This window comes from uncultured Barnesiella sp. (assembly GCF_946496565.1).
GTDB classification, from domain to species: Bacteria; Bacteroidota; Bacteroidia; order Bacteroidales; family Barnesiellaceae; genus Barnesiella; species Barnesiella merdigallinarum.
Map to the genome: position 1 here is coordinate 81,618 of NZ_CAMMHD010000011.1, position 13,171 is coordinate 94,788.

8 protein-coding genes are annotated in these 13,171 nt (G+C 54.4%); all 8 read right to left on the reverse strand.

The features are described 5' to 3' along the window. Window positions 1-152: 152 nt before the first annotated feature. Window positions 153-2,423 carry a family 20 glycosylhydrolase gene (locus tag Q1K76_RS07460; protein WP_300132233.1) on the reverse strand — a complete coding sequence of 757 codons (2,271 nt, stop codon included), beginning with the start codon at window positions 2,421-2,423 and terminating at the stop codon, window positions 153-155. Between the two features lie 39 nt (window positions 2,424-2,462). Further along, window positions 2,463-5,048, reverse strand: a complete 2,586-nt coding sequence (locus tag Q1K76_RS07465; protein ID WP_300132236.1) for a glycoside hydrolase family 3 N-terminal domain-containing protein — start codon at window positions 5,046-5,048, stop codon at window positions 2,463-2,465. A gap of 85 nt (window positions 5,049-5,133) precedes the next feature. Beyond that, window positions 5,134-7,332, reverse strand: coding sequence for an alpha-N-acetylglucosaminidase (locus Q1K76_RS07470; protein ID WP_300132238.1), 2,199 nt, complete (start codon window positions 7,330-7,332; stop codon window positions 5,134-5,136). 74 nt (window positions 7,333-7,406) lie between these two features. Further along, entirely contained in the window at window positions 7,407-8,246 is an 840-nt protein-coding gene (locus tag Q1K76_RS07475; protein WP_300132240.1) for an endonuclease/exonuclease/phosphatase family protein, read from the reverse strand. Window positions 8,247-8,291: 45 nt separating this feature from the next. Next, window positions 8,292-9,194 (reverse strand): SGNH/GDSL hydrolase family protein, encoded by a 903-nt coding sequence (locus Q1K76_RS07480; protein ID WP_300132242.1) that lies wholly within the window; start codon window positions 9,192-9,194, stop codon window positions 8,292-8,294. Between the two features lie 4 nt (window positions 9,195-9,198). After that, complete coding sequence (locus Q1K76_RS07485) at window positions 9,199-10,488, reverse strand: alpha/beta hydrolase (RefSeq protein ID WP_300132244.1); 1,290 nt, start codon at window positions 10,486-10,488, stop codon at window positions 9,199-9,201. A 38-nt stretch (window positions 10,489-10,526) separates the two neighbouring features. Then, window positions 10,527-11,615, reverse strand: a complete 1,089-nt coding sequence (locus tag Q1K76_RS07490) for an endonuclease/exonuclease/phosphatase family protein (RefSeq protein ID WP_300132246.1) — start codon at window positions 11,613-11,615, stop codon at window positions 10,527-10,529. A 79-nt stretch (window positions 11,616-11,694) separates the two neighbouring features. Beyond that, the gene (locus Q1K76_RS07495; RefSeq protein WP_087409396.1) at window positions 11,695-12,981 is read right to left on the reverse strand and encodes a T9SS type A sorting domain-containing protein; all 1,287 of its coding nucleotides are present in this window, start codon (window positions 12,979-12,981) and stop codon (window positions 11,695-11,697) included. Window positions 12,982-13,171 lie beyond the last annotated feature (190 nt).

The window sequence follows — 13,171 nt, forward strand, 5'->3', positions numbered from 1 at the left end:
TTATGCTGAACCGCCTCCTGTCTTATTCAAAGATACAAGAGACGAGAGCGAAAACAAAGTTTTCGACAGGCGGCAGTGTCGAACCGACTCGTTATGAAAAGCGGGGAGCCATCGCTGGTTCCCCGCTCTTTTTTTAATTGCCGATTTTATGATTAGTGAGAGAGTGTAGCCGGGTCGGGCAGGGCCAACGTACCACCTTCGGGTGCGAATATAAACCCTTTGTTGTTCCAGGCACGCAGGTAGCCGCCGATGTTGTTGTTGATCATCAGCAGTCGGAAAGCGTGTTTGCCCTTTTGCAGGGCTACCGAGTTGCGGGTGTGCGAGTGGCGCACGAGTCGGCCGTCGTTGCTGATGACCACCCGTCCGTCGATTTGCAGTTCGTCCATCTCGGAAGAGAAGTAGTAGATACCGTCGGCCGGGACTTCGAAGTAGCCCGTGTAGCAGTAGGCCCCCTTTTCGTCGCCACTGGTCTTGAGGCTGAAATCCTTGACCACTTGAGGCTCGGTCCAGTAGGCCCTCTCTAAGTCTTTTACAAAGTAGAGGTTACCTTCGGTGCGTCGCCGTTCGATACCCGGTTGGGTAGCCTGGTCGGTTGCCGGCATGAGCGGCTCGCGAACCACCTCGAGGGTACGGGTCGTACTCAATTTCCCCGAGGGGAGCAGCGTAGCGATTTTCAAGGTCGTGTTGCGGTCGAAGGTCAACGGATTCTCATATCGGGTCGACCCGGCCTGCGGTTCGCTGCCATCGGTAGTATAGACCATGGGGTAGTTGCGGCTGTTGTGGAAGGTCAGTGTCGTCTGGTCGGTAAAGGCGATGCGGTTGGCCATGGGCCCTTCGGGCAGGGGAATGTGGTAGTTGATGTGGTGCATGTCGAGCCGTACCAGTTGCGAGTCGAGGCGACGGGCAAACGAGTTATAGTCCTTTTTCTCTTTGGGAGTCCAGTCGAGTTCGGCCAGAGCGAGCATGCGCGGGTAGAGCAGATACTCGGTATAGTCGGGCGTGACGGCATATTCGGTCCACATGTTGCACTGGGCGCCCAGTACATGGTGGCGCAGGTTCTCGGGAATCTTTTCGGACGAGGGGTCGTAGTTGTAGATTTTGTCGAGCATGATGGCAAACTTGATGGCGATGGGCTCGGCCTCGACGGCTCCTTGACCGGCATCGACATAGAGCCACGGCGAGGGGGTCATAATCACGTCGTGTCCCATCGAAGCGGCTGCGATACCGCCCTCTTCGCCCCGCCACGACATGACGGTAGCCGAGGGGGCCAGTCCGCCTTCGAGTATCTCGTCCCAGCCAATCATGGCCTTGCCGTGTTCGAGAATGATTTTCTCGATGCGGTGGATAAAGTAGCTTTGCAGTTCGTGTTCGTCTTTCAGATTTTCATCTTGGATACGTTTCTGGCATTTGGGGCAGGCTTCCCATCTCTTTTTGGGGCATTCGTCGCCACCGATGTGTACATATTTGCCCGGGAAGAGGGGAATCACCTCGTCGAGAATGTTTTCGAGAAATTCGAAAGTCTTGTCGTTGCCGGCACAATAGACGTTGTCTTCCACGCCCCACTTGTTGCGCAGCTCAAACGGGCCGCCGGTACAGGAGTATTCGGGGTAGGCGGTGAGGGCGGCCAGGGCGTGACCCGGCAACTCAATCTCGGGGATGACGGTGATGAAGCGGTCGGCCGCATAGGCGACTACCTCTTTAATCTGCTCTTGCGTATAAAATCCCCGGTGTATGGAGCCGTCGGCATTGTGGCGTACCGAACCTACCTCGGTGAGGCGGGGGTATCTCTTTACTTCGATGGTCCAGAGGTGGTCGTCGGTGAGGTGCCAGTGGAAATAGTTCATCTTGAACATGGCCATGATGTCGAGCTGTTTCTTGACGAATTCCACGTCGTGGAAGTGGCGGCACACGTCGAGCATCATGCCGCGGTAGCCGTAGGCCGGTTCGTCACCGATTTCGACACAGGGCATTGTCCAGTCGATACCGTCGACAAGTTGCTCGCTCTCGATTTGGGGAGGGAGCAGCTGCATGACCGACTGCATGCCGTAGAAGAGACCTTGCGGTGTGCGGGCCTTGACCTGTACCCGCTTGGGGGTGACGCTCAACCGGTAGCCTTCGTCGCCCAGTTTCAGCGAGCGGTCTATCTGCAGCGAGATGCAGTTGTGGTTGCCGCTGTTTTTGATAGCCAGGTCGTAGCCGGTGGCTCGATTGATTTTGGCCTGAAAGTAGGCGGCCACCTTTTGCAGGTCGGCCCGTTGGGTACGGCCGACGACCAGCGACGTTTGAGGCGTGAGGGCGAAAGTGCCGCTTTTCACGGTCATCTCTTGAGGGGCAGGAGTGATATTCAGCGGGGTGTCTTGCGCCGCATATCCCGCAAACAGGGATATGCAGCACCACAGACAAGCGATTATGATTTTCTTCATATCTGTTTTTATCGTGTTGGATGTGTGGGTAAACAAGGGTTAATCCTCTCCGTAGTTGACGGTCATGTTGATGACGTTGCGGTTGTTCACTTCGATTTCGGCAGTGCGGTAGCCCGATTTCTTGAAGACCAGGAACTCGTGGTTGCCGGTCGTTACCTGGAATCTGCCGCGTTCATCGGTTTTGGCCAGGGTTTTCCCCGTGCTCTTCTCGATAACCTGCATGCCGGGTACGAGGGTAGCCTGTATGTCGCGTACCTCGCCTTTTACCTGCATTTGCCGCGAGCTTTTCGGGGTATAGGCTACAACGACTTCATCGTCGCCGATGGTCGAAGGTTCGCCTACGACGACGCTCTTCGTCAGGATAATGTTGTCGGACGACTGTCCGGCCTCGATGATGAATTCGCCGGGTTCGACAAATCGGTGGTTCTGTTCATCGACCAGATAGAGTTCGGCTACGGGAACCTGCAAATGTACGGTGCGGCTTTCGCCCGGCTTCAGCTCGATTTTCAGGAAGTCGCGCAATTGTCTTATCGGGGTTACATAGGTGCTCACCTTGTCGCGCACGTAGAGTTGTACCACCTCTTTTCCGGTGCGTTTGCCGGTATTCTTCACCTCGACGGTAGCCTTGATGGTGTCGGTCAAGCCATATTTATCGCGGTCGGTCGTGAGATTCTTGTAGACAAACGACGTGTAGGAGAGACCGTATCCGAAGGAGTAGAGCGCCGTGGGCGAGGAGAATACATAGTCGCGGCCCGGAGCGTCGTAACTGCCCGGATTGTGGTAGAAGCCTCGGTCGGAGGGGAGGTAGTTGTAGTAGACGGGCAGATGGCCGGTGCTTCGGGGGAAGGAGAAGGTAAGGCGTCCCGAGGGATTTACCCGGCCGAACAGAATGTCGGCGATGGAGTTTCCGGCCTGTTCACCGGCATACCACTGCACGAGTATGGCGGGGAGGTTGTTCTTCTCCCACTCGATGGCAAACGGTTTGCCCGTTACCAGTACGAGAATGACGGGGGTACCCGTGCCGTATACCGCACGGATGAGTTGGGTCTGGGCTCCGGTGAGGTTCAGATCGTTGAGGTCGAAGCCCTCGCCGCAGGTCGAATTTTTGTAACCGTCGCGTACGAAAGCCGCACTGGTGCTGCCGCCGAAGATGACGGCGACCTCGCTTTGACGGGCAGCTTCTACGGCTTCGGCAATGCCCGATGTATCGAGCGAAGCCAGGCTACATCCTTTGGCGTAGCGAACGATGGTGTTTTTGCCTACCCGGCTTTTGATACCTTGCAGCGGAGTGATGCCGTCTTTGTTGTTGCGGCTCCAGGTGTAATCGCCAAACTGTATCTGGTCGGCATTGGGGCCGATGACGGCAATCGACTTCAGGCGTTTGGGGTCGAGGGGCAGCAGGTTGTTTTCGTTTTTCAGCAATACGGTCGATTCGTCGGCGATGGCCTTCGACAGCCTTACGCTCTCGGGAGTGTGGCGTTTGTTCTGTTCGTATCGGTTGCCGTAGGGGTCGTCAAACAGGCCCGAGGCAAACTTGGCATACAAGACCCGGCGTACAGCCGTGTCGATGACCGATTCGTCGATGACCCCTTTTTCGACAAGACTTTTCAAGAAGGGGTAGCAGTTGCTCGAGGCTTCGACATCGAGTCCGGCGGTAATGGCCTGGATAGCGGCTTCGGACGAGTTGCGGGCCGTGCGGTGCATGCTTTTGAGCATTTCGATGGCACCCCAGTCGGAGTAGACATACCCTTTGAATCCCCATTGATTGCGCAGAATTTCGGTGAGCATATAGTGCGAAGCCGAATTGGGCACGTGGTTCCACGAGTTGTAGCTCGACATTACGGCCAGTATCCCCGTGTTCTTTACCACCATTTCGAAAGGCTTGAGATAAATCTCGTGCAGGTCTCTCAGTCCGCATTCCACCGACGCCAGATTCAGACCGCTCAGCGGGTTGCCGTGAGGCCCGTAGTGTTTGAGCATGGGCGATATGCCGCTTTCGAGGTATCCGTCCACCTCTTCGATAGCGAATAGGCCGCACAGGTAGGGGTCCTCGCCATACGACTCTTCTACCCGGCCCCACCGCAAGTCGCGCACGGCATCGATACAGGGAGCCAGCACTTGTTTGAATCCCATGCTGTGAAGGTCGTTTGCGATGTGATGAGCCTTTTCACGAGCCAGTTGTGGTGTGAACGTGCTGCCGAGTGCGATGTTCTGGGGATAGACGGTGTTGCCGTCGTGTACCACGCCATGCAGCGATTCGGCTACGGTGAAGACGGGAATACCCAGACGGGTCTCCTCGACCATGTACTTCTGTATGGGGCGCATGTATCGGGCACAGTTGTCGCCGGTAAGGGGGAATCCTTCGACAAAGCCCCAGGCAATGTCGCCTGCTTTGTTTGAGAGTTTTTGAGGATCAAACTCCTGTCCGTTGAAAATGTCGGACGAGTGAATGTGCCGTATTTGGGCAATTTTCTCGTCAATAGTCATGCGGCCCAGCAGATCCTCCACCCGCTCTTCGATAGGGAGATCGGGGTTTTTGTAAGGAGGAATCTGTTTCTGGACTGCCTGTGAATAAGTCGCGCTTGAAGCAAGCAGCAACGAGCATATAAGCACTTTGTGTAACATAATGTGTGTTCTATGGTGTTAATGATTATTTGTTTATAAAGTAGACGAATAAGGGGGTTGATGTCTCATCGGGTATCTTGCAATTTTAAATATTTTTATAAGTTTGACGTATCTCTCCGATGTATTGCTTGTAGAGCTCCTCGATGATGGCAATGGAATCGCCCGAGGGGCCTTCGTCGTATGTCTTGTCGCTGGTTACCCACGCCTTTTCCAGACCGAAGTAGTCGGGCTCCCGGGCAGGCTCCCCTTTCAGCAGAGCCAGCTTGTAGTTGACCCAAGCCTCCCATCGGGGCAGGTAGAGGTCGCGCATGAGGCCGCCCCACTCCTTGTGGGCATAGTCGTGCAGTTCTGAATCGTAATCGGTCCAGGTGGTAATCTGCCGTTTGGCATTGGCGACGAACCGCTTCTTTTCCTGTGGATTGGTACCGGCCTTTTCGGCTTCTCCTATCCAGATCCCCACATAGAACTCCTTGCGGGAGGAGAGCAGCCGGTCGTCGTCGCGGATGATGTCGAGCATCCGGGCCGACAGGCGGGTGAACCGGGGGGCATCGTGGTGTTGGAAGGCAGCTACCGCCTGGCGATGCAACGCTTTCAGATAGTCGCTCAATACCTGGCGGGTCAGGTCTACCAGGTCGTAGCGGTAGGTGTCGCTGTTACGGAACTTGTTGCGCGAGGCATACATCGTTTCCCAGGCGGTCACCACCTGGTCGGGGTCATAGAATATTTCGGCATTTCCCCAGGCCGATACGTGCTTGATGGTATCGGCGGGTCGCGCACAGATGTACGACTCTACGGGGCCGCCGGTCTCGTTGTGACACTCATAGATGGTATGGGCGAGAATCTCCCAGGCCTGGTCGCAGGCCGAGTCGGGTTGTCCATATCGGTAGAGAGCATACTCTTTGAGCCATTCGTCTACGTTCAGGCTGTCTTCCCGCCAGGCCATGTCGTAGACCATGTCATACACGACGGGTATGGTACCGATACCCTCGGGGGCCGTGCCGATGCCGCAGAGGTTTTTCCCCAGCGGGTGATGCTTGGCAAATACGGGACCCGAAGCGTAGCTGCTCATTTTGCCGTGCAGTCCGGTTTTGCCGCCGAAGTTGGGCAGGGCGCACCAGATCCAGTTGTGGTACATGTGCCCTTCGGGTTTATAGAACATCGAACTGGGTATGCCGCCCCATTGCGGACGTTCGCAGGCCATCAGGTCGAGAATGATGGCGTCGCCCTGTTTCAACCCCTCCATGAGGCTGGGCATGGGGTTGTGTTGCCAGCCTTGCAGAATCCAGACGGCATTGGGCGAGATGCGTCGCATGGCCTGCAGTATCTTTGTGGCAGCAGCCTTCACATCGATGCCTTCGGACTGTCCTCCCTCGTGGAAGGGGTCACCGGCAAAGTAGAGGGCATCGCCGAAGAGTCTCTTCTGCTCGTCGTAGTAGATGTCGGCTATCGAGTCGAACAGCGGGTCGTTGGGGTCGAGGAAGGCGGGCCGCTGATAGGTGCACCACTCGCCCTGCTCGAGAATGTGTGCTTGGGGAAATTTCTCTTTCAGACTGTTGGGTACCATGCCATAGAAGCCCTGGAATACGGGTTGCATGCCCAGCTCGCGCATGCGGCGCAGCATCTTCTTTTGCAGGTCGGTCTGCCGGTCGATAAAGGCTTGCGAAACCGGTCCGCCGAACCCCTCGAGGTTGCCCATCAGCCACCAGGCTTCGTACCCGGCACCGGGAAGAAAGGCGAAGATTTCGTCGTCGGTATATCCCAGACGCTTGAGGGTATTTTGCCAGACGGCATATTGGCTGTTGACGGCCATGAGCGGCAGGTTGATGCCTTGAAGAGCCATGCGATCTATCTCCTGTTCCCACTCTTCCCAGCCCCAAAAAGCCATGGAATAGCTGTATGTGCAATAATTGAGGTAGTATCTGAAGGGCTGTGAGGCTTCGATGCGTAGAGGCGAAGCAATCCGGGGCAATGTGTCGGGTATGCCCGAGAGGTTGTTGCCGCACCAGGAGACAGACGCATGGCAGTAGTGGCGCAGATAGTGATTCAACCCCCGCGCCATGGAGACACCATTATTTCCTTGTATCTCTATTTGGTCTCCGTGTTGTTTCAGTTCGAAGAAGTCGTTTTCGGCCGGGACGAGTGTAAAGATGAAATCCTTCTCGTGACCTGGGACAAGGCGTCCGGCAAGTTGCTGAGCCGATTGTTCGTAATCGGTTGCTTGTGAGCAGGCGAACAAGGTGAGAAGTACGCCTGCCCATAAGCCGATTAAACCGCGTTTTATCATGAATGTTGTCCTGTTTTTTCGTGTTGTGAGTATTGTTTCTGAATATCCCGGGGCCTCGAACCGTCGGTCTTGTGTTACCGGCAGATGATGTCGACAAATACGGGATAGTGGTCCGAGACGATGCTCAGGTCTATCTGTTTGCCGTCGATGTCGAGCGTCCTGACAATATGGGTGTCGACAATCTTTACTTTTTTCCGTCCCTTTTTGCTCAACAGAATGAAGTCGATGAGTCCGTTATCATCCGGTTGGTCGGGAGTAGAACTGCCTATGGTGTCGCTGGCAATGACAAAGTCGCGGGTAAATACGGGGAAGGAGAACCCGCCGTTGGTCCATCGGAACGAGTCGTTCAGGTCGCCGGCCACGAATACGGGCTTGTCCATTTCACGGGCATCGTTGCAGATGATTTTGGCTCCCTGTTTGCGCTTCTCGTTGTGCAGGTCGGAGTGGGTGGCGATGAAGACAAACTTGTCGAGTTCGAGTTCTACCGCAGCCCGACCTTCATCGCCGGGCAGGTAGGCTACATAGCGGCTTTTGACCGGCAGGTTTTTCTTCACCAGTGCTCCGCAGCCTATGCTGCCGTTTTTGTCGAAGGGTTGGGCATTGCCATAGAAGTCGGCATAGTCGAGACCCGTGCTTTGGGCGATGTCGCGTAACAGATAGCGGTTGCCCCGGCCTTGCGATGCGCTGTCGAGTTCCTGCAGCGAAATGATGTCGGCATCGAGAGCCCGGATGACGCGCCCCAGATTGACGATGTTGCTGTCGTTCATCACGCCCGGGCTGCCGCCACCCTTGCCGTAGTGGGTGTTGTAGGTAAGCAGTCGTATGACCCCGGGGGCTTTGGGGTAGGTTTGCGCTTCGACCGAGCATACGCTCGTGAGCATCAAAAGAATGAAGAGAGTTAGCACCTTTTGCATAACTTTGAGAATTAAATAGTTGTGATGTGTGAATATAATCGGTGTTTATCGTACCTGTATTTTCCGGGTCGACTTGAGGCTCTTGACCAGATAGGTGCCCGGTGCCATGTTGAGGTTGCTGATGCCGGCCGGCAGGTCATACTCGGCCACGCAGACTCCGTCGGGGGTATATATGGAGAGGTGGTCGGCTGCCTGGGTTTTGACGTGAATGACCGACTTCCCGCCCCAGATCTCTATACCCGGGTCGGCAGCCTGGGCGGCTATGCCGCTACCAGCCATGGCTTGTTCGATTGCGGCATCGACGAGCGGAGCCATCACGGCATATCCGGCTTCGTTTGGGTGGACTCCGTCGCCTACCGAGTATTCCACTTTCAGAGCTTTGAAGGGGTTGACCATCGGCGTGTAGAAGTCGACGCAGGGATAGCCGTGAGCATCGGCATACTCTTTGATCCATTGGTTGAGGTCTATAATGTCTTGACGGGGATCTACATCGGGGGCCCAGCCGTAACTGTATGCAGGCAGCAGCTGGCACATGACCACTTTGATGCCGTTGGCCGTGGCGATTTCGGCCATCGACGAGAGATTGTCTTCGATCATTTCGAGAGTCGAGGGTCCCGTGTTGCCGGCAATATCGTTGGTGCCGCCCAGAATGACCACGACGCTGGGATTCAGATGCACGACATCCTGTTTGAAGCGGATAAGCATTTGCGGGGTCGTTTGTCCCGAAATACCCCGGCAGACGTATGAGCCTGCAAAAAATTCGGGGCAGGTGCTCTCCCAGCGTTCGAATATGGAGTTACCCATGAAGACTACCCGCGAAGGGTCTTCTTCTCCGGCCAGCAGGGCCTGGTTGGCCTCTTGATACCGGGCGAGTTCGGCCCAGTCCTGAGCAAAGGCCGAGAGGGTCAAGGCTTGTAGTAAAACGGAAAGTATAAGTATCTTTTTCATTGTATTATTGGTTTTTCAGTGGAACTTCGTACAGCCATTTCAAGATGGCCTCTTCGACTTGGGGCAGACATTCGTAGTCGGGATAGAATCCGAATCCGTGACCGCCCGAGGGCAGTGTAATCAGTTGTGCGGGAATGTTCTGGGCTTGCAGTCCCTCGACATAGCGTATGGCGTTCTGTATCTTCACCCCGTTGTCGTCGGCCGCATGGAAGAGGAGGGCCGGCGGAGTTTGCGGGGTGATGAGCAGTTCGGGCGAGCAGGCCCGGCACATCTCCGGAGTGGGCGATGTGCCCAGCAGGTTGTCGCGACTGCCTTCGTGCACATAGGGCTCTTCGGTCATGGTGATGACCGGGTAGAAGAGTATGGAGAAGTCGGGACGCGATTCGGCCCGTTTTTCGGGCAGGGCTACGTCGATGTCGTCGTGGTTGAATGCCGTCGATACGAATGCAGCCAGGTGTCCGCCGGCCGAGAAGCCGATGACTCCCACGTGATTGGGGTCGGACTGTATCGAGTAGTGGTTCTCCTTGAGGTAGCGGATGCCTTGTTGAGCGTCGCTAAGCGGAATCTCGGGATGCCCCGAGGGGAAGGCATAGTAGAGTACGGCGGCTACGAATCCCTGCTCTTTGAACCATTGTGCCACCAGGCTGCCTTCGTGGTAGGTGGCCACCGTCTTGTAGCTGCCTCCGGGGCAGATGAGTACGGCCGGGGCGGGCGCTGTCTGGATGTCGGGGCGGTAGACAATGATCTGGGGATTCTGGATATTGCCCAGGTTGTTGCCGTCCCAGTAGGGTTCGCCCGAGAGCCATTGGGCGAAGGGGTCACCGTCGGGCCACAGAGCTATCTCTTCGGGTTCGTTGCTCTTTTGACGGTAGACGAAGGTGCCTGTGAGGGTGATGTCCCCTTCGAACCGGCACTGGTCAAAGAGCAGGGTGGGGCGGCCGTTCTGATAGGACGAGGTGCGGGCCGTCCCGCCGGTCCATTTGCCCTGACGGGTGGATCCGTCGTGCGACACGGTGATGTAAGAGGGGATGAGGTCGAGCCCTCCCCGAGGCTGTATCTTTTCTTGAAAGTAGACGGTTACATAGGTGGGTGTAGCCTCTTGAGACGCTTGTATGGCGGTTTGAAAAACCGAGCTGCCTTCTCGCACCTCGCCTATGTTGTCTTGTGTGTATGACGTCTGGTTTATCGTTATTCCTGTGGGGGTGGCAGAGGCTTCGGAATTGCTCTTTTGGCAGGCCGGTAAGGAACAAGAGATAGCCAGAAGTCCACATAGTATGGATTTCGAATAAGTCATAATGTCCGTGTTAAAGAACGTATGGCCGAACGGCTACACTACAGCTTGATGATTCGAGCTTTATGGCTTTTTCCTTGAGCCGAAGTCTCTACAATGTAAATGCCTTTTGCCAGACTCGAGAGGTCGACGGTGCGAATATCCGTGCCTTTGAGTTGCAGTTGCTTTTGTCCGGTCAGCGAATAGATGTTTACTTGTTCTACGGGGGTGTCACTCTCGATGTTCAGCCGGTCCTGTACATACGTAGGATAGAGTTTTACCTCTTGAGCGGCAGTGGTATTTTCGATAGCGCTCAATCCCGGCACTTCGATGTCGACAAATACGGGGTAGTGATCCGATATGGAGGCCAAATCGACGACAGAACCCTCTATTTTCAATTCTCTTACGATATGGGTATCGACAATCTTGATACCCGAGTCTTTGTAATCGTGGTACAGGATATAGTCGATGAGACCGTTGTTGTCGGTACGTCCCGGAATGGTATTCCCTTCGGTATCGCTGGCGATGGTATATTTGGTGAGCAGCGTGGGAAATGCGATACCGCCTTGTCCCCAACGGTGCGAGTCGTTCATGTCGCCGGCCAGGAACGACGGTTTGCGTATGTAGTCCAGTTCGTTGATAAGGGTATTGGCGCTCATGATACGCAGATTGTCGTCCAGATCGAGGTGAGTGCAGAAGAAAACGAACTGGTCAAAGTCGATTCGCATGGCGCAACGCTCTTCAATCGAGCCACCCAGCGAAATAAGTTTTACTTTGCTGATGGGCAAATTGGGTTTTACCAGTACGCCCGGACCCACTTTCCCTCCGTCCAATTTGCAGAGACCTCCGAATATGGGAGTGTAGGGAATGTCGGTATAGTCGGTGATTTGCTGTAACAAGTTTCTGCGATTACGTCCATTCATGGCACTGTCCAACTCTTGCAGGGCAACCACGTCGGCATCGAGAGCCTCGATGACCAGAGCAACACGGCGGGTATTGTAGTCGTCGATTGAACCCGGATCGCCACCTCCCTTGCAGTAGTGGGTGTTGTAGGTCAGTAATCGGATTACTCCGGGAGCTTTGGGATAGGTTTGAGCATCGAGCCCGAACAGGAAACAGCAAACGAAAAAGAGAAGGACAAATTTTTTCATAATCGACAATCTGTTTTTATTTAATGACAGGCAAAATACGTAAAAATATTTTGCCTGTCATTGTGCTTAGGAGATAAAATTATTTCTTGATGAATTTAGCCGTCGTGTTACCTTCGGTCGTCGAGAGTTTTACCAGATACATACCGGGAGTGAGGTCGGCGATGTCGATGGTCTGTACGCCGGCTTCGATATTCTTCACGCAGGCACCGGCAAGCGAGTAGATTTGGGCGCCCAGAACTTCGGCACCTTCGATGGTCAGGTAATCATCGGCCGGGTTGGGACCAACTTTTACCGTAGCTTTTTGGGCGTTCTCGATACCCGAGTATTCGCTGACAACCTTTACAAATACCGTGTTGAGTGAAAGTTGAGGATAAGCCTCGTTAATCATCTCGCAGCGATACTCTTTGCCTACGTGCGACTCGTCGAAGCAGAACCAGCCTTCTACGGCGTCGGTCGGTTCGATTACATTACCGTCGAGGTCTTTCCAGGTGTAGATGGTCATGTAGCCGTCGATGTCATATTCGCCCGAGAGGTCAATGTCTTCGTCGACCATAATCTCGTATTCACCGTCGGCATTCATGTAACCGATAGGCATACCGCCGCGGGCATTCCATTGCAGCTTGTAACCCGATGTGAGTCTTTCGCCGGTAATGGGGTGGTTGGGGATGGTCGAGAAAGTATACATGTTGTCTTCGAGGTTGAGCAACCAGTCGAGGAATTCGGTTTGGCGGCAGTTGTTGCAGATGAACGAAGATTCGTCGGTGAAGGCATTGCGATAACCGGCCAACTGACGGCATTTACCGTTCGAGTCGCTCAAATCGAGATTGGTCAGTTGCAGGTTGCGGCGTACGTGCAGGTAGCAGTCCATATCTTCGTTGGTCATCTGGATTTTCACCTTTTCCATTTGTGTGCCCGAGATGTGAACCACCGTAGCCTTACAGTCCATCAACGTGAACGAACCTTTCAGGTTGGCTACACCGGCGATGGCAGGATACCATTGGTTATCTCCTTCGGTTGTAGTCCAGGTAAGACCGCTGGTCTTTCCGTTGAAGGGAGCCGATGCGTTCACGCATACACCGAATACGGTTTCGGAATATCCCGAAGAATAGGCTCTCCAGATTACACCTTCGGAGTTTTTCCAGGTGTTCATGTCGTCCCACGAGAAGCCTTCGCGGTTTACATCGATGCCCAGAGCTTCGGCATTGCATTTGCCTTCGATGGCCGACGGTTGTTTGAAGAATGCAGCGTATGCGGCTGTTTCTTCAGGATCGAAGTTCCAAGTATCTTCGCTGAAACCCGGGAGGGCACAACAGCACAGGAACGCAGCTACAAGAGCTTTTTTACCAGATAGAGTAAACTTTTTCATAAGTAAAAATTTTTGAGTTAATGATATGGAAATGTGTTTTTTGATATTTCGATATGTTTTTGTGTGTTCAATAAGATGACAGATATTTGGCGGGAGAGGGTAGTCGGTAAATGTAAAAAAAGTGTATTTGGCATTTTTTTCTTTTCGTCCCGACTCGGGTCGATAGAGCAATCAGATACCGGGAGTTTTT